14 protein-coding genes and 1 pseudogene are annotated in these 16,522 nt (G+C 69.5%); 6 read left to right on the top strand and 9 right to left on the bottom strand.

Annotation, left to right across the window (positions count from 1 at the left end):
- Nucleotides 1-159 precede the first annotated feature (159 nt).
- The 4 genes from FHP25_RS21910 to FHP25_RS21895 form a co-directional block, all read right to left on the bottom strand.
- Nucleotides 160-864, bottom strand: coding sequence for a hypothetical protein (locus tag FHP25_RS21910; RefSeq protein ID WP_147849099.1), 705 nt, complete (start codon nt 862-864; stop codon nt 160-162).
- 144 nt (nt 865-1,008) lie between these two features.
- Complete coding sequence (gene cueR, locus FHP25_RS21905; protein ID WP_147849098.1) at nt 1,009-1,437, bottom strand: Cu(I)-responsive transcriptional regulator; 429 nt, start codon at nt 1,435-1,437, stop codon at nt 1,009-1,011.
- 47 nt (nt 1,438-1,484) lie between these two features.
- Entirely contained in the window at nt 1,485-3,902 is a 2,418-nt protein-coding gene (locus tag FHP25_RS21900; RefSeq protein WP_147849097.1) for a heavy metal translocating P-type ATPase, read from the bottom strand.
- 81 nt (nt 3,903-3,983) lie between these two features.
- Complete coding sequence (locus tag FHP25_RS21895; protein WP_218578500.1) at nt 3,984-5,588, bottom strand: gamma-glutamyltransferase family protein; 1,605 nt, start codon at nt 5,586-5,588, stop codon at nt 3,984-3,986.
- A 408-nt stretch (nt 5,589-5,996) separates the two neighbouring features.
- Between FHP25_RS21895 and FHP25_RS41930 the strand changes: the two are divergent.
- Nucleotides 5,997-6,083: pseudogene (locus FHP25_RS41930) on the top strand (ribosomal protein L7/L12); the annotation flags it as partial.
- A gap of 513 nt (nt 6,084-6,596) precedes the next feature.
- Here the strand turns inward: FHP25_RS41930 and FHP25_RS21885 are convergent.
- Nucleotides 6,597-8,324: a long-chain-fatty-acid--CoA ligase gene (locus FHP25_RS21885; protein WP_147849096.1), complete on the bottom strand. Its 1,728-nt coding sequence runs from the start codon at nt 8,322-8,324 to the stop codon at nt 6,597-6,599.
- Nucleotides 8,325-8,512: 188 nt separating this feature from the next.
- Between FHP25_RS21885 and FHP25_RS21880 the strand changes: the two genes are divergently transcribed.
- Nucleotides 8,513-9,232: a DUF2272 domain-containing protein gene (locus tag FHP25_RS21880; RefSeq protein WP_147849095.1), complete on the top strand. Its 720-nt coding sequence runs from the start codon at nt 8,513-8,515 to the stop codon at nt 9,230-9,232.
- A gap of 32 nt (nt 9,233-9,264) precedes the next feature.
- Here FHP25_RS21880 and FHP25_RS21875 read toward each other — a convergent pair whose 3' ends face one another.
- The 3 genes from FHP25_RS21875 to FHP25_RS21865 are packed head-to-tail and all read right to left on the bottom strand — an operon-like array spanning nt 9,265 to nt 11,710.
- The gene (locus tag FHP25_RS21875) at nt 9,265-9,804 is read right to left on the bottom strand and encodes a hypothetical protein (RefSeq protein ID WP_147849094.1); all 540 of its coding nucleotides are present in this window, start codon (nt 9,802-9,804) and stop codon (nt 9,265-9,267) included.
- A 29-nt stretch (nt 9,805-9,833) separates the two neighbouring features.
- Nucleotides 9,834-10,097 (bottom strand): hypothetical protein, encoded by a 264-nt coding sequence (locus FHP25_RS21870; protein ID WP_147849093.1) that lies wholly within the window; start codon nt 10,095-10,097, stop codon nt 9,834-9,836.
- A 2-nt stretch (nt 10,098-10,099) separates the two neighbouring features.
- Nucleotides 10,100-11,710, bottom strand: coding sequence for a GMC family oxidoreductase (locus FHP25_RS21865; protein ID WP_147849092.1), 1,611 nt, complete (start codon nt 11,708-11,710; stop codon nt 10,100-10,102).
- Between the two features lie 195 nt (nt 11,711-11,905).
- Between FHP25_RS21865 and FHP25_RS21860 the strand changes: the two genes are divergently transcribed.
- Both FHP25_RS21860 and FHP25_RS21855 read left to right on the top strand, forming a co-directional pair.
- Entirely contained in the window at nt 11,906-12,703 is a 798-nt protein-coding gene (locus tag FHP25_RS21860) for a response regulator (RefSeq protein WP_178133690.1), read from the top strand.
- A 9-nt stretch (nt 12,704-12,712) separates the two neighbouring features.
- The gene (locus FHP25_RS21855) at nt 12,713-13,639 is read left to right on the top strand and encodes a sensor histidine kinase (RefSeq protein ID WP_147849090.1); all 927 of its coding nucleotides are present in this window, start codon (nt 12,713-12,715) and stop codon (nt 13,637-13,639) included.
- On the opposite strand, the gene FHP25_RS21850 is transcribed toward FHP25_RS21855, so the two are convergent.
- Complete coding sequence (locus FHP25_RS21850) at nt 13,617-13,964, bottom strand: hypothetical protein (RefSeq protein WP_147849089.1); 348 nt, start codon at nt 13,962-13,964, stop codon at nt 13,617-13,619. The two genes, FHP25_RS21855 and FHP25_RS21850, sit on opposite strands and share 23 nt — an antisense overlap.
- 217 nt (nt 13,965-14,181) lie before the next feature.
- On the opposite strand from FHP25_RS21850, the gene FHP25_RS21845 reads away from it, so the two are divergent.
- Both FHP25_RS21845 and FHP25_RS21840 read left to right on the top strand, forming a co-directional pair.
- Nucleotides 14,182-14,628 carry a MerR family transcriptional regulator gene (locus FHP25_RS21845; protein ID WP_147849088.1) on the top strand — a complete coding sequence of 149 codons (447 nt, stop codon included), beginning with the start codon at nt 14,182-14,184 and terminating at the stop codon, nt 14,626-14,628.
- Between the two features lie 67 nt (nt 14,629-14,695).
- Nucleotides 14,696-16,483: an acyl-CoA dehydrogenase C-terminal domain-containing protein gene (locus tag FHP25_RS21840; protein ID WP_147849087.1), complete on the top strand. Its 1,788-nt coding sequence runs from the start codon at nt 14,696-14,698 to the stop codon at nt 16,481-16,483.
- Nucleotides 16,484-16,522: the final 39 nt, after the last annotated feature.

Genomic DNA, 16,522 nt, shown 5'->3' with positions numbered 1-16,522 from the left:
ATCCTTGGTTGGAGTCGCCTGAGCTGCTTCCAATTGAAGTGGAGACGGGACGAAAAGACAAGTGAGCGGCGTGCCTACGCCACGGGATCGGCGAAGCAAGGCTGAGAGGTTGCTGGCACGGCGGATAAACCGCAGCCGGCGCTGCCGCGGCCGCCAGGACTAGAAGTTCCCGGTCACCATCAGGCCGATCTTCACGGCGGTGCGGTCGTTGTCGCGCGACGGCAGGTCGACGGCCAGCCAGGGATGCAGGGTGGCCTGGAAGATGGGGCGGTTGTTGCGGCCCAGGTAGGCGACCGACCCCAGCACCCAGGGCAGCTTGTCGCCGGCGAGGTCGAGGGTCAGGTGGCGCAGCACGTTGTTCAGGTCCCAATGCGGGTAGCCGTCCTTGGTGACGGCGAAGCCGCTGCGATCGACATGCACGTCGCACAGTGTGCTGTTAAAGGCGATATGCACGCTGGTATCGGTTCCCTGCTCGCGGAAGCTGGCGCCGATGGCAGCACCGGCGGCGAGCTTGCGCCACCAGGCGTCGCGATGCCCGGGGCCGGGGTTGTCCGGGATCATGATGGACGGCACGAGCTTCTCGCGCAGGGCCTCGCTCAGCGTCTTGGGCGGGAACGCGCGGTTGTCGACAAGCCGGGCGAAGCGGTCCCGCTCCCCGGGGCCGAACTCGAACAGCAGCCCGATCGACTGGGGCGGCGAGAACACCTTCACCACCCGGCCGACAAAGCCCAGCAGGCTCTGATTGAAAAGGCGGTGAAAGGCTGCGCTGGCGGTGGTGACCTCCCAGCTCATCCGCATCTCATACTGCGATGCGTTGGAGTTCAGCTTGCTGTTGTTGCCCCAGCCGAATCTCAGATCGCCCATGGTGATGATCCCTCGATGAGCATCGTCGTCCCGAGCGGCGACACAACGGCCACCATTGCACTATAAGGCCAAACGGCTTTCGCGATTCATTGCCGATTCTTATATGTCGATAAGCGAATCTTCGGGCCGCGCTGCGCCCGGCTGTCAGTTCATGGCCTTTCTGGACCGGGCCGGCGCGGCATGATTACCGTCGGCCAGGTCATCGAGGATCGGGCATTCCGGCCGCGCGTCGCCGTGGCAGTGGTCGGCCAGGTGCCGCAGGGTGCGGCTCATGGCCATGAGCTGGGCGGCGCGCGCCTCGAGCTCGGTGATATGCGCGCGGGCCAGCTGCTTGACGTCGGCGCTGGCGCGGCCGTGATCGCGCCACAGCGTCAGCAGGGCGGTGATCTGCTCCATCGAGAAGCCGAGATCGCGGGCGCGGCGGATGAAGCGCAGCGTGTGCACGTCGGCGTCGCGATAGACGCGATAGCCCGACTCGGTGCGCTGCGCGCGCGGCAGCAGGCCGACGCTCTCGTAGTAGCGGATCATCTTGGCGGACACGCCCGATTCGCGGGCAGCTTCGCCGATGTTCATGACGGACTCCGTGCGTGTTGCAGGTTGCGGCCCGACCGGAAGCATGGTCATCGTCCCGGCCGCCAGCGGCGCAGGAGCAGGGCGTTGGAGACGACGCTGACGCTGGACAGCGCCATGGCGGCGCCGGCGATCACCGGGCTCAGCAGGCCCAGCGCCGCCAGCGGCAGGCCCAGCACGTTGTAGATGAAGGCCCAGAACAGGTTCTGCCAGATCTTGGCCCGGCTGCGGCGCGAGATCGCGATGGCATCGGCCACCAGGGCCGGATCGCCGCGCATCAGCGTGATGCCGGCGGCGTGCATGGCCACATCGGTGCCGGTCGACATCGCGATGCCGACATCGGCTGCGGCCAGCGCCGGCGCGTCGTTGACGCCATCGCCGACCATCGCCACCACCTTGCCGCCTTCCTTCAGGCGCGCCAGCACCGCCGCCTTGTCCTGCGGCAGGATCTCGGCCACGACCTCGTCGATGCCCAGGCGCCGGGCGGCGACCCTGGCGCTGCCGGCGTTGTCGCCGGTCAGCATCACGGTGCGCACGCCCATGTCGCGCAGGCGCTGGATGGCGGCCGGTGCCGACGCCTTCAGCGCATCGCCGAAGGCGATCAGGGCGAGGAGCCGCCACTGGGAGCCGGCGCTGCCGGCCAGGTACGACACCGTGCGGCCCTCGTCGCGCAGCTGCTCGGCCGGGGCGGCGAGCGGCGCGAGGTCGACGTCCAGCTCGGCCATCAGGCGGGCGCTGCCCAGGCGCAGGGCGCGGCCCTCGACCGTGGCGGCAACGCCGCGGCCGGGCAGGGCGGTGACGTCGCTCGCCGCCGGCAGCGCCACGCCTTCGGCCGACGCGGCCTCGATGACGGCGCGGGCCAGCGGATGCTCGCTGCCGGCCTGGATGGCGCCGGCCAGCCGCAGCGCCTCGGCATGCGGCAGGCCGTGCGGCTCGAAGGCCACGACCGAGGGCTTGCCTTCGGTGAGCGTGCCGGTCTTGTCGAAGGCCACGACGTCGATGTGATGGGCGCGCTCGAGCGCCTCGGCGTCCTTGATGAGGATGCCGTGCCGCGCCGCCACGCCGGTGCCGGCCATGATCGCGGTCGGCGTCGCCAGGCCCAGCGCGCAGGGGCAGGCGATCACCAGCACCGCCACGGCGGTGATCACGGCATGCTCGAGGTCGCCGGTATGCAGCCACCAGCCGGCCAGCGTCAGCAGCGCAATGCCGATCACCACCGGCACGAACACGGCGCTGACGCGGTCGACCAGGCGCTGGATCGGCGCCTTGGCGGCCTGGGCGTTCTCGACCAGGCGCACGATGCGTGCGAGCGTCGACTCGGCGCCCACCGCGGTGGTGCGCACCACGATCAGGCCGTCGCCGTTGATGGCGCCGCCGGTGACCGCGTCGCCGACATGCTTGGGTACCGGGACGCTCTCGCCCGTGATCAGCGACTCGTCGGCATGGGTGGCGCCCTCGGTGACGACGCCGTCGACCGCAATGCGCTCGCCCGGGCGCACCACCACGAGCTCGCCCACGCGCACGTCGGCTGACGGCACCTCCAGCTCGGCGCCGTCGCGGCGCACGCGCGCGGTCTCGGGCCGCAGCGCCATCAGGGCACGGATCGCGGCCGTGGTCTGGCGCTTGGCGCGGGCCTCGAAATACTTGCCCAGCAGGATCAGCGCGATCACCACCGCCGAGGCCTCGTAGTAGAGGTGCGGCATGGCCTCGGCGGGCGTGCGCAGCAGCAGCCATGTGCTCAGCCCCCAGCCGGCCGACGTGCCCAGCGCCACCAGCAGATCCATGTTGCCGGTGCCGGCGCGCAGCGCCTTGGCGGCGCCGACGTAGAAGCGCCAGCCGAGGATGAACTGCACCGGCGTCGCCAGCACAAACTGCCACCAGCCCGGCAGCATGGCGTGGATGCCGAAAGGCTGCAGCACCATCGGCGCGACCAGCGGCAGCGACAGCAGGATCGCGGCGCTCACCTGCAGCAGCTCGCGGCGGTCGGTGCGCGCCTTGGCGGCATCCTCGGCGCCGGCGGCCGGCGCCAGGGTCCGGGCGCGGTAGCCGGCGGCCTCGACCGCGGCCAGCAGGGCGGGCAGGGTGTGGTCGGCGCTGCCGGCGACCTCGATGCGGGCCCGCTCGGTCGCGAGGTTCACGCTCGCACCAGTGACGCCCGGCACCTGCTGCAGCGCGCGCTCGACCCGGCCGACGCATGAGGCGCAGGTCATGCCCTCGACCGTGAGATCGATGGTGGATGTCCCGACCTTGTAGCCGGCGGCCTCGACCGCCGCGGCGAGACGCGCCGGGGCCAGCGCGGCCGGCGCCGTGACGGTGGCGGTCTCCGACGCCAGGTTGACGCTCGCGCGTTCAACCCCCGGCACGGCTTCCAGCGCGCGCTCGACGCGGCTGACACACGAGGCGCAGGTCATGCCCACGATCGGCAGCCGCAAATCATGCAGCTCTTGTGCAGTGAGAGTCTGGTTCATGCCCCCTAGATGGACCTTCCAATCATGGGAAGGTCAAGCGGTCGTCTTCTGTCTCCCCGCGGCGGCGGGGAGACGGAAGATTCAGAAGCCTACGGCGGCGCCGTCGCGGCGGCTTTCGGAGGCGCCGAGATAGGGGCCGCCGTCGGGGTAGCGCCAGATGATCTGGCTGGAGCCGAACTCGAAGCTCGGCGCCTGCGTCATCACCACGGTGTGGCCCATCGCCTGCAGCGCGCCGGCGGTGGCGGCCGGCATATGCGGCTCCAGCCACAGGTCGCCCGACTCATGCACGCGCCAGCGCGGCGCGTCGATGGCGGCCTGCGGGTTCTGGCCGAAATCGACGATGCGCGAGAGCACCTGCATGTGGCCCTGCGGCTGCATGCCGCCGCCCATCAGGCCGAAGGTGGCCAGCGGCCGCCCATCCTTGGTGACGAAGCCGGGGATGATGGTGTGGAAGGGCCGCTTGCCCGGCGCCACCTCGTTGGGGTGGCCGGGCTGCAGCGAGAAGCCGGCGGCGCGGTTCTGCAGGGCAATGCCGGTCTCCGGCACCACCACGCCCGAGCCGAAGCCGGCGTAGTTCGACTGGATCAGCGACACCATCATGCCGCCCTCGTCGGCGGCGCCGAGATAGACCGTGCCCGAGAGCCTGGGAATGGTGCCGGGCTCGAAGCGTCCGGCCTTGCGCGGATTGATCAGCCGGGCGCGCGACTTCAGGTAGGCCTTGTCGAGCAGCTGCGCCGATGTCACCTCCATGTGCCGGGGGTCGGCGACATGGCGGTGCACGTCGGCGAAGGCGAGCTTCATCGCCTCGATGCGCAGATGCGCCACCTCGGGGCCGTCGGGGGCGAAGCCGCTGAGCTCGAAGTTCTCCAGGATGCCCAGCGCCATGCAGGCGGCGATGCCCTGGCCATTGGGCGGGATCTCGTGCAGCGAGGTGCCGTGATAGGCCAGCCCGATCGGGTCGACCCAGTCGGCCTGGTGGGCGGCGAGGTCGGCGGCCCGCAGTGCGCCGCCGCCGTCCACGGCGCAGCGTTCCATCTTCTGGGCCAGGGCGCCGCGATAGAAGGCCTCGCCGCCCGATTCGGCGATCTGGCGCAGGGTCTCGGCCTGGGCCGGGAAACGCCATAGCTCGCCCGGCAGCGGCGCGCGGCCCTTGGGGATGAAGGCCGCGGCCCAGCCCGGCTGGTCCTTCAGGCGCGCGATGGCGCGCTGCCACTGCTGCGCCACCATCCAGGAGACGCGGAAGCCGTCACGGGCGTAGCGGATGGCCGGCTCGAACAGGTCGGCGAAGGGCAGGGTGCCGTATTTGCGGTGCAGCTCGACCCACAGCGACACGCAGCCGGGCACGCTGACGGCGCCCCAACCCTCGCCCGGCATCTTGTCGAGGCCGGCGTAGCGGTCGCGGGTCATCAGCGCCGGGGCGCGGCCCGAGGCGTTCAGGCCGACCAGGCGGCTGCCGTCCCACAGGATGCAGAAGGCATCGCCGCCGATGCCGTTCATCGTCGGCTCGACCACGGTCAGCGCGATGGCGGTGGCGATGGCCGCGTCGGCGGCGGTGCCGCCCTTGGCCAGCATGCGCAGGCCGGCCGTCGCCGCCAAGTGCTGCGACGTGGCCACGACATTGCGGGCGAAGATGGGCAGCCGGCGGGAATCGTAGGGGAAATCGAAGCTGAAAGGAGGTGTATCCACGTCAAGGTCCTTGCGGTCCGGTAGCCTTGAGATTACCGGGCGGGCCGCGGCAGGGGAAGCCGCAGCCGGATGCGGCCTCGGATGAGCAGATGTGACCGGGCGGCACACCGGCAGGCAGGCAGGCGGGCTGCGGCGGCGGTGGGCGCCGCGCGGCCGCCTGTGCTATGACCCCGACCGGAAGTGGGAGCGTCATCGATGGACAACACGGTCTTGATCGCGATCACCGCTGGCGCCACGCTGGGCGTGATCGGGTTGCTGCTGTTGTTGCTGTTGCGCGGCCGGTCGCGCACCCGGGTGATCGCAAGCGCCGGCGGCCCGGCGGCGCCGGCGGCCGAGCCGTCGCCGGCTGCCAGCATGACCATGGCGGCGGCCGATTCGGTGGTGCGCGCTATGGCGGCGCGCGGCGAGAAAATCGAGGCCATCAAGATGGTGCGCGAGATGACGGGCCTGGGCCTGAAGGAGGCCAAGGACTATGTCGAGGCGCTGCCCAACGCGCCGTCGATGATGGTGGTGGCGCGCCAGATGGTGATGGCATCCAGCGCCCAGGCCGGCAGCAGCGCCAGCGTGCGCACCGAGGCGGCCGCCCTGGTGGCGCGCGGCGAGGCCATCGCCGCCATCAAGCTGGTGCACGAGCGCACCGGCATGGCGCTGAAGGAGGCCAAGGAGTACGTCGACGCCCTGGCCGAGAGCCAGCGCAGCGGCGGCGCCGACCCGCGCCGCCCGCTGGAGGACCCGCGGCTGCGGCTGGCGGTGACGGCGCTGCTGGCGCGCGGCCATACCGACGAGGCCATGAAGACGGTCCAGCGCGCCAGCGGCTGCAGCATCGAGCTCGCAAGGCACTACATCGACCAGATAAGGCGGGGTTGAAAATCCGCCTCCCCAGCTTTGCTGGGGAGGTGCCCCGGAAGGGGCGGAGGGGAGGCGACGTGGTCTTGGCAATTAAGACCGCGTCGGGTCCCCCTCCGGCCTTCGGCCACCTCCCCCAACTGCGTTGGGGGAGGGAATACCCTACTGCGCCGCGACCTGCTTGGTGGCGTCGCGCTTGGCGGCTTCCTCGGCCTTGAGCTCCTTCTTAGACAGCTTGCCGACCGGGGTCTTGGGCAGCTCGCTGCGGATCTCGAAGGCGACCGGGAATTCGTGCTTGCCGATCTTGCCTTGCAGGTGCTTCTTCAGCTCGTCGAAGGTGAGCGACATCCCGGGCTTCAGCTTCACGAACACCTTGGGCGCCTCGCCGCGGTACTCGTCGTGGATGCCGATCACGATGCACTCGTCGACGGCGGGATGCTCGTAGGTCGCCTCCTCGATCATGCGCGGATAGACGTTGTAGCCCGACGAGATGATCAGGTCCTTTGAGCGGTCGACCAGGTAGACCCAGCCGTCGGCGTCCATGTAGCCCATGTCGCCGGTGCGCAGGCCCTTCCAGTTGCTGTCGGGGTGGGTGAACAGCACCTTGTCGGTCTCGTCGGGCTTCTTCCAGTAGCCCTTCATCACCTGCGGGCCGATGATGCAGACCTCGCCGACATTCTCCTTGCCCGGCGGCAGCACCTTGTCGATGTCCTCCAGGTCGCGGATCTCGACGATGGTGCCGGGCATCGGCACGCCGCACGAGCCGACCCGGCGCGCCGTCTTGTCGACCGGGCAGATGCAACCGGTGGGCGAGGTCTCGGTGAGGCCGTAGCCCTCGATCAGGGTGGCGCCGGTCAGCTTCTCGAACTCGTTCTGCACCTCGACCGGCAGCGGTGCGCCGCCCGACATGCAGATCTTGAGCGACTTCAGGTCGAGCTGCCGGGCCAGCGGATGCTTGTTGATGGCGGTGTACAGCGTCGGCACGCCGGGCAGGAAGGTGGGCTTCTTGGTGCCCAGGTCCTTCACGATCATGTCGATATCGGGCCGCGGATAGAGGATGAGCTGGTTGCCGTTGCGCACCGCCCCCAGCATGATCCCCGACAGCGCGTAGATGTGGAACAGAGGCAGCACGCAGACCACCTTCTCGGTGCCCGGCGTCGTGTAGGGCGTGGTCCAGGCCTGGCCCTGGCTCATCGCCGCCATGATGCAGCCATGCGTCAGCATCGCCGCCTTGGGCAGGCCTGTGGTGCCGCCGGTGTATTGCAGCAGCGCGACCTCGTCCCACAGGTTGTCGCCCAGCTTGTGCTGCTGGTAGCGGCCGTCGTTGTTCAGCAGGTCCTTGAACGACATGTGCCAGTCGTCGCGCGGCCACCTGGCGATGTCGGCCTTCTTGGCGATCGGGTAGAGCCAGTTCTTGGGCCAGGGCAGGAAGTCGGCGATGCTGCCCACGATCAGCTTCTTCAGGCGCGTCTTGCCGCGCATCCCGGCCATCTTGGGGTAGAGCGCCTTGACGTCCAGGGTGACCAGGAAATCGGTCTCGCTGTCGCTGATCTTGTGCTCCAGCTCGCGCTCGGCATCGAGCGGGCTGTAGTTCACGACCCGGCCGCCGGCCTTCAGGATGCCGAAGAAGGCGATCAGGTAGTGCGGCGTGTTGGGCAGATACAGGCCGACATGCACGCCGGGCTTCACGCCCAGCTTCTGGAATCCGGTGGCGGCACGGTCGGTGGCTTCCTTGTAGTCGCGGAAGCTCATGACCTTGTCGAGGAAGTCGGTGAACGGCTTGTCACCGTAGGTGGCGCAGCTCTCCTCGAACACCTCGTGAATGGCCTTGCGCGGCACCTCGAGCGCCCAGCTCACGCCCGGCGGGTAGCTCTTCTCCCAGACATGCATTGTGTCCTCCCGTCACCCTTGCGGCGCCACTATGTCGTTTCGCATCGCGCGCGTCCACGCGCGGCTCAAGTCAAAGGGTCAGTCTCGTGTAGTATATCCAAACCTCTCTTTAAACCTATGGTGAATAAGACGAAAATCATGATAGAGTGATCCCTCGATCGGTTCCCCTTCCCGATCGCGCGAGGACGATGGAACAGCAACGACGACGGCCGGGCCTGGCCGCGGCGCTGCGGTGGGCCCTGCTGGGGCTCACGACGGCGCTCTCGCTCTCCGCCTGCGGCAGCACGCGGGAATCACCGCCGAGCGACCCGGTGGCCGCGGTCGCCTGGCACGAATGGCGCCGGGCCGGCGGCGAGGTGCTGGTCTATGGCGGGCCGGGCAGCCACAACGGCGGCGTCAACGAGACGCGCGAGCCGCTGGCCTCGCGCATCGGCGACTACTGGGCGCTGGTTGGCCGGCCGGAATGGAACGGCCGCAGCGACAAGCCGTGGTCGGGCATCTTCGTGGCCTGGGTGGTGCACGAGGCAGGCGTGCCGTCGCGCGACTTTCCGCCCAGCGGCCGCCATGCCGGCTACCTGATGTCGCTGCTGGATGCCCAGCTCGGCGGCGGCGGCGGCCGCCGCTTCGTGGTCCATGACTGGCGCCGCTACGCCCCCAAGCCCGGCGATCTGGTCTGCACCGGCACGCGCTGGGCCGGCCCGCGCGACGCCGCCGCGCTGCGTGCCGCGGTCGATCGCGAAGCGGCGCATTGCGACGTGGTGGTGGTCGTCAACGGCGCGCAGGTGCGGGCGATCGGCGGCAATGTCCGCGACACCATCACGATGAGCATCTATCCCCGCAACGGCAGCGGCACGCTCGCCGAGGTCCGCGGCCGGCCCTGGTTCGCGGTCGTGGAGAAGCGGGGGTGATCTTCACCTCTCCCGCTTGGCGGGAGAGGTGATCACGGCACGAGGCGGCAGGTGCTGACACGCTGCAGCTCGGTGGGGGTGTGGGCCATCAGGAAGGCGCGCTCGCTCTGCGGCGTGCCCGCGATGCGCGGCGGGCCCATGTTCGGAAACTCGATCGCCACGCCGTGCGCGCCGGCCAGCGCCGTCAGCCGCGCCCGGGCGCCGGCGGAATCGGCGACCAGCAGCTCATAGCCGTCATTGCCCTGCCGACGCGCAAAGAGGTGATAGGCCCGGCGGTAGTCGTCGCGGCCTTCGAGCAGGAACAGGCCGTCGGCCATGGCGGCGATGCGCACGAGGTAGCGGCTTTTCTCCATCGTGGCGACGTAGACCACGTCGTCGGGGGCGAGCTGGGCTGCGGCCGATATCGACGCGATCGACACCTGGCTGTCCTTGTCGTTCTCGCAGCGATAGATGCCGGACGACAGCGCGACATCGGCGCCGCGGCCCAGCACGCCGGGCGCCGTCTCGTAGCAGGCAGCCAGCGTCAGGCACGCCAGCACCAGGCCAGCCCAGATCCGTGCTCCCTTTCCCATGCTGGCCTCTCCCTGAAGATGGCCGTGCGTCAGCCGCGTTGCACCGGACCGGAACCGCCGCCACTGTCGCTGCGCCGGCGGTCCAGCAGGTGCGCGCAGAGCAGGACGCCGATGCCGCCGGCCGCCAGCACCGCACCGACGATCCACCACAGGCGCAGGCCGGGCGCGACCTCGCCCAGCGGCAGGATCGACTCGCCGCCCAGCGCGGCGAGCACGCCCAGCGCGATGTCGCCGATGCCGGCGAGCCGCAGGATCGTGGCCGTGGCGCGGCTGCGCTGGACGGAGGGGCCCATGGTCAAGCCGCCTGCCGGGCCGGTACGGCCTCGCCCAGCATCAGGTCGGCGGCGCGCTCGGCGATCATGATGGTGGGCGCGTTGGTGTTGCCGCCGACCAGCGTCGGCATGATCGAGGCATCGACCACGCGCAGGCCGGCAACGCCGCGCACGCGCAGCGCCGTGTCGACCACGGCGGATGAATCGGTTTCGGGGCCCATGCGGCAGCTGCCGACCGGGTGATAGATCGTCTCGCACCGCGCGCGCACCCAGTCGGCCAGGTCGGCATCGGATTGCTTGCCGGCGCCGGGCTCCAGCTCGCTGCCGCGAAAGGGGGCAAGCGCGGCCTGGGCGAAGATCTCGCGTGCGATGCGGGTGCCGCGCACCAGCCCCTGCAGGTCCCTGGGCTCGGCCAGGTAGTTGGCGTCGATTGCGGCGTCGGCCATCGGGTCGGCGCTCTTCAGCCGGATGCTGCCGCGGCTTTCGGGCCGCAGCAGGCAGACATGCAGGGTCATGCCGTTGCGCTTCATGCGGGTGCGGCCGTGGTCGATCACGAAGGCAGGGATGAAGTGCAGCTGGATGTCGGGCGCGGCAAGCCCCTCGCCGGTGCGCAGGAAGCCGCCGCTTTCGGCGATGCAGGACGTGCCCGGGCCTGTCTTGGCGAACACGTACCTGGCGAAGGTCGCCAGCTTGCTGGCGGTGTCGTAGGTGTCGCGGGTCGTGCAGTAGTAGAGCGTCGCGGCGTCGAGGTGGTCCTGCAGGTTGGCGCCGACCCCAGGCACGTCGGCGACGACGGCGATGCCATGTGCCTTGAGGTGGTCGGCTGGTCCGACGCCCGACAGCATCAGCAGCTGCGGCGAGTTGACGGCGCCGCCCGACAGCACGACCTCGCGCGCGGCATGCGCCACCGTGTCCTTGCCGTCCTTGCGATAGGCGACGCCGGTGGCGCGACCGTTCTCGATGATCACGCGCGCCACGTGCGCCTGGGTGAGCACGGTCACGTTGCCGCGCGCCAGCGCCGGCCGCAGATAGGCCTGCGCCGCGCTCCAGCGCTTGCCGCCCTTCTGAGTCACCTGGAAGAAGCCGACGCCGTCCTGCACGGCGCCGTTGAAGTCCGCGTTGCGCCGGTGGCCGGCCTGCACGCAGGCCTCGACGAAGGCGTTGTTGATCGGTGCCGGCGAGACCTGGTCGGCGACGTTCAACGGCCCGCCGGCGCCATGGTGCTCGGAGGCGCCGCGTTCGTTGTGCTGCGCTTTGATGAAATAGGGCAGCACGTCGGCGTAGCTCCAGCCTGGATTGCCCAGCTGCCGCCAATGGTCGTAGTCCCAGGCATGGCCGCGGACATACAGCATGGCGTTGATCGACGACGAGCCGCCCAGCGTCTTGCCGCGCGGCCAGTACATGCGGCGGTCTTTGCAGTGCGCCTGCGGTTCGGTCCAGTAGCCCCAATCGTAGCGCCCGGAGCCGGCCATGCTCACCACGCCGGCCGGCATGTGGATCAGAAAATGCGTATCGGGCCTGCCGGCTTCCAGCACCAGCACGCGGACGGACGGATCGATAGCCAGGCGATAGGCCAGCGTGCAGCCGGCCGAGCCGGCGCCCACGATAATGTAGTCATAGCCGCTGCCCGCCATGATCGCTCCCGTTGCCTCTCCGTCGTTGACCGATGGTGGCGCTGCATTCCACAATCCGCAAGCACCGTTGAGTTGCCTGGTTGACAGGGTAACTTTGGCGCCGCTACGAAACTTGCGTGGATGTAACGCCGTCAGGGGACATCCGGTTTGACGCCGGCCGGGTCGACCGATTTCTGGTGTTTCGGGGGGCATGAGGTGTCCAACACAGCGAGTGAACCTTCCCGTCAGCTGCTCGACACGCTGCCGTTCCTGCGCCGCTATGCGCGCGCCCTGACCGGTAGCCAGGACAAGGGCGACCAGTGGGTGCGCCTGTGCGTGGAGGTGCTTCTGCAGCAGCCGGAGCTGATGCGCGACGGCACGTCGACCAAGGTCGACGTCTTCGCGCTGTTCCACCGGCTGCAGCGGCCGTTCGGCGGCCTGGATTCCGATGGCGGCGGCGATCCAGGCACCGCGCCCGGCCGCCTCAAGGTGCAGATCGGGGAGATCCCCGACATGCAGCGCAAGGTGCTGTTGCTGACGGTGCTCGAAGGCTTCGCCATCGAGGACGCCGCGCGCATCCTCGCCATCACCCCGGCGGAGGCCGAGGAGGCGCTGCGCACGGCGCGCGAGGAGCTGCGCCGCGTCGCGTCGGTGCGGGTGCTGGTGATCGAGGACGAGGCCGTGATCGCGCTCGATGTCGCCAAGATCGTGCGCGGCGCCGGCCATCAGGTCGTCGGCATCGCGGCCACCGAGGACGCAGCCGTGTCGCTGGCCGCCAAGCACACGCCCGACCTGGTGATCGCCGATATCCAGCTGCGCGGCGACGACAACGGCATGGCGGCGGTACGCCAGATCCTGAAATCGATGTCGGTGCCGATCATCTTCGTGACCGGCTACCCCGAGCGCCTGCTGACCGGCGAGGGCATCGAGCCTGCCTTCGTGATCACCAAGCCGTTCGACCCGGACCTGCTGAAGACGGCGATGGCCCAGGCGCTCAACATCGTGGCGATCTGATCGCCCGGCATGACGCTGCGGGCCAGGCTATTCCTGCTCACGGCCGCGGCTTTGGCGCCGGGGTTGGTGCTGGCGCTGCTGACAGTCGTGGCATCCTGGCCTGGAGCGATCCTGGCGGTGCTTGTCTACGCTGCGGCGCTGGCGGTCTTCTGCATCGTGATCGACCGGTGGTGCCGGACGGCGCCCGCGGCCGCCGCGCCGGCAGCGCCGGCGCCATCCGCGCCACCCGAGGCGGCACCATCACCGCCTGCGCCGGTCGCGATGCAGGCGCTGCAGGCCGATCTGGCGCAGCGCGACGCGCTGCTGCGCGAGCTGCACCACCGGGTGAAGAACAACCTGCAGATGATCTCCAGCCTGCTCAGCCTGCAGGCCGGCCGCATCCGCAGCCCGCGCATTAGGCGCGTCTTCGCCGGCGCGCAGAACCGGGTGCTGACCATGTCGCTGCTGCACCGGCATCTGTACGAGCGCACGAACTGGACGCAGGTGGATTTTCAGGCCTTCCTCAACGACCTCGTGCGCCACCTGTCGGTGGGCGACAGCGCGCCGGCCGGCCCAGGCGTGCGCTTCACTGTCAGCGCCCCCGTCATGGCCGTTGGTCCGGACGTGGCGATCCCCGTCGGGCTGATTGTCACCGAGGCCGTCTCCAACGCCCTGGCCCATGCCTTCGCCGATGTGGCGGAGCCGCGGGTCACGATCCAGGTGATCGACCGTGACGGCCAGTTCGAGCTGCTGATCGAGGACGACGGAGTGGGGATCGCGGACGGAGATGACGACCTGGCCGATGGCGGCCTGGGCTTCACCCTGCTGCGCGGCCTCTCGGCGCAGCTCGGCGGCGAGGCGAGCGTGTCACGTCGCGCCGAGGGCGGCACCAGCGTGCGGGTGCGCTTCCCCAACCCGGTCCCGGCGCCCGATGTCAGCGCCGCCGCGGATCGGTGAGGTCGTCGAACTCCTCGAGGTGGCGCGGCGCCCAGCGGTGGTTGCGCGCGCGCGTGATCCATTCCGACATCCACGGCCAGCGCCGGCGCGCCTTGGTCACCCAGCGCCGGCCGGTGCGGAACTCGGTCGCCAGCAGGTAGATCGCCAGCACGAAAAAGATCCAGCCCGGCATGACCGGCAGCAGGCCGCCCAGCAGCGACAGGGCCAAGCACCCGGCCACGGCCAGGGCCATCAGCACCTTGCGCCACGGCCGGCGCGGCGGCGGCTCGGGCCGCAGCCAATCGGGAACGATCAGTGCGGTCTTGCCGCCGGGCTCATCCGTCATGCGTCGTCAGATGGGAAGGGCCCGCGGCAAAACCAAGGCAGGCGAGGGCCGGAGAAAAAAGCCCCGCCTGGCGGCGGGGCGAGTGTGTCGTCATGGGGAACAATCGGCGGGAAGACCCGCCGTTTCACCAACGCTGGCCGGCCGGTCGAGGTTGCGCCGGGCCGGCACTTTTTTTCGGTGGATTGACGTTTACGTAAACGTCAACTACGGTAGGCTCATGTCGCAGGCCACACTCGATGCCGAGCGCGGCGCAGCGAAGGCGCCGGGGCGAACATGGACTATCGCGGAACTCGCCAAGGAGTTCGGCGTCACGGCGCGCGCGATTCGCTTCTACGAGGACGAGGGGCTGATCGCGCCCGAGCGTCAGGGCACTACCCGTGTCTACAGCGCCGGCGACCGGGCGCGGCTGGGCTGGGTGCTGCGCGGCAAGCGCCTGGGCTTCAGCCTTGGCGAGATCCGCGATCTGCTCAATCTGTACCATTCCGATCATTCGGGCGTGCAGCAGATCAGGGGTGTGCTGCACAAGAGCCGCGAGCACATCGCCGAGCTGGAGAAACGGCTGCGCGACCTGCGTGCGCAGCTGGCCGAGTTCCGCGAGGTCGAGGCCCAGGCCGAGGCGTTCCTGCGCGGCAAGGGTGTCGACCCCGATTCAGAAGACAGGTGACAGAAGCCAAGGATCGGAATGCGTTGTTCTGGTTTCCGATTCTGATTTTCCGACAGGGAGATAGGTGATGGCCACGTACAAGGCGCCGCTGAAGGACATGCGGTTCGTGCTGCGCGAGGTGATCGATTTCAAGGAGGTCACGGCGCTGCCGCCGTTCGGCGAGGTCACGCCCGACCTGGTGGACGCCATCCTCGAGGAGGCAGCCAAGCTGTGCGAGAACGTGCTGTTCCCGCTCAACCGCTCCGGCGACGAGGAGGGCTGCCACTACGAGAACGGCGTGGTGCGCACGCCCAAGGGCTTCAAGGAAGCCTACACGCAGTTCATCGACGGCGGCTGGACCAACATCACCACGGATCCGAAGTTCGGCGGCCAGGGCCTGCCCGCCACCCTTGGCTTCGTCGTGCAGGAGATGATCACCTCGGCCAACCTGTCGTTCGGCATGTATCCCGGGCTGTCGCACGGTGCCTACGAGGCGCTGCGCGCGCACGGCAAGCCCGAGCTGCAGCAGCGCTATCTGCCCAAGCTGGGCGACGGCACGTGGTCGGGCACGATGTGCCTCACCGAGCCGCATTGCGGCACCGACCTGGGCATGCTGCGCACGCGCGCCGAGCCGCAGGCCGACGGCAGCTACGCCATCACCGGCACCAAGATCTTCATCTCGGCCGGCGAGCATGACCTGACCGAGAACATCATCCATCTGTGCCTGGCGCGCCTGCCGGATGCGCCGGGCGGCACCAAGGGCATCTCGCTGTTCATCGTGCCCAAGTTCCTGCCCACCGACGACGGCAAGCCCGGCGCCGCCAACGGCGTGCGCTGCGGCGCCATCGAGCACAAGATGGGCATCAAGGCCTCGGCGACCTGCGTCATGAACTTCGACGGCGCCAAGGGCTGGATGGTGGGCGAGCCCAACAAGGGCCTGAACGCCATGTTCGTGATGATGAACGCCGCCCGCCTGGGCGTGGGCATGCAGGGGCTGGGCATCGCCGAGACCGCCTACCAGAGCGCCGCGGCCTACGCCAAGGACCGCCTGCAGGGCCGCTCGCTGACGGGTCCCAAGAACGCCAACGGTCCGGCCGACCCGATCATCGTGCATCCCGACGTGCGGCGCATGCTTCTGATCCAGAAGTCGTTCGCCGAGGGCGCGCGGGCGCTGGCCTACTGGGTGGGCTCGCTGATCGACAAGGCGCATCACAGCGACAATGCCGAGGCGCGCGAGGCGGCCGACGATCTGCTGCAGCTTCTGACGCCGATCGTGAAAGCCTATTTCACCGACATGGGGTCCGAGTCGGCGAACCTTGCGGTGCAGACCTATGGCGGCCACGGCTTCATCCGCGAGCACGGCGTGGAGCAGCTCGTGCGCGACGCGCGCATCACCCAGCTCTACGAGGGCGCCAACGGCATCCAGGCGCTCGACCTGGTGGGCCGCAAGCTGATGATGAAGGGCGGCAAGCCGGCGCAGCGCCTGCTGGGCGAGATCAACGGCTTCATCGCCGCCAACAAGGCCGACCCGAAGATGGCCGAGTTCGTCGAGCCGCTGGAGAAGGCGATCGGCCGCGTCCAGGAAAGCGTGATGTATCTGATGCAGAACGCGATGAAGAACCCGGACGAGGCCGGCGCCGCCGCCACCGACCTGCTGCGGCTGATGGCGCTGACCGCCATGGCCTATATGTGGGGCCGCATCGCCAAGGCGGCGCATGCCGGCCTGCAGGCCGGCACCGACAACGACTTCTACGAGACCAAGCTCGCCACCGGCCGGTTCTTCGCCAGGCGCGTGCTGCCGCAGACCACGGCCCTGGCGCACCAGATCAAGGCCGGCAGCGAGACGCTGATGGCCCTGAAGGCTGAGGCGTTCTGAGACGCCGGCGCCCTCCTGCGAACGGCGCAGGAGGGCGTG

The sequence above is a fragment of the Vineibacter terrae genome (assembly GCF_008039615.1).
Lineage (GTDB): Bacteria > Pseudomonadota > Alphaproteobacteria > Reyranellales > Reyranellaceae > Vineibacter > Vineibacter terrae.
The sequence above is the reverse complement of the archived record's forward strand: the minus strand, read 5'-3'. Positions and strand labels throughout refer to the sequence as shown.

Excerpts from the sequence above, each read along its gene's own strand:
- FHP25_RS21910 (WP_147849099.1), bottom strand. The coding sequence starts at position 864 with ATGGGCGATCTGAGATTCGGCTGGGGCAACAACAGCAAGCTGAACTCC.
- cueR (WP_147849098.1), bottom strand. The coding sequence starts at position 1,437 with ATGAACATCGGCGAAGCTGCCCGCGAATCGGGCGTGTCCGCCAAGATG.
- FHP25_RS21900 (WP_147849097.1), bottom strand. The coding sequence starts at position 3,902 with ATGAACCAGACTCTCACTGCACAAGAGCTGCATGATTTGCGGCTGCCG.
- FHP25_RS21885 (WP_147849096.1), bottom strand. The coding sequence starts at position 8,324 with ATGCATGTCTGGGAGAAGAGCTACCCGCCGGGCGTGAGCTGGGCGCTC.
- FHP25_RS21880 (WP_147849095.1), top strand. The coding sequence starts at position 8,513 with ATGGAACAGCAACGACGACGGCCGGGCCTGGCCGCGGCGCTGCGGTGG.
- FHP25_RS21875 (WP_147849094.1), bottom strand. The coding sequence starts at position 9,804 with ATGGGAAAGGGAGCACGGATCTGGGCTGGCCTGGTGCTGGCGTGCCTG.
- FHP25_RS21870 (WP_147849093.1), bottom strand. The coding sequence starts at position 10,097 with ATGGGCCCCTCCGTCCAGCGCAGCCGCGCCACGGCCACGATCCTGCGG.
- FHP25_RS21865 (WP_147849092.1), bottom strand. The coding sequence starts at position 11,710 with ATGGCGGGCAGCGGCTATGACTACATTATCGTGGGCGCCGGCTCGGCC.
- FHP25_RS21855 (WP_147849090.1), top strand. The coding sequence starts at position 12,713 with ATGACGCTGCGGGCCAGGCTATTCCTGCTCACGGCCGCGGCTTTGGCG.
- FHP25_RS21850 (WP_147849089.1), bottom strand. The coding sequence starts at position 13,964 with ATGACGGATGAGCCCGGCGGCAAGACCGCACTGATCGTTCCCGATTGG.
- FHP25_RS21845 (WP_147849088.1), top strand. The coding sequence starts at position 14,182 with ATGTCGCAGGCCACACTCGATGCCGAGCGCGGCGCAGCGAAGGCGCCG.
- FHP25_RS21840 (WP_147849087.1), top strand. The coding sequence starts at position 14,696 with ATGGCCACGTACAAGGCGCCGCTGAAGGACATGCGGTTCGTGCTGCGC.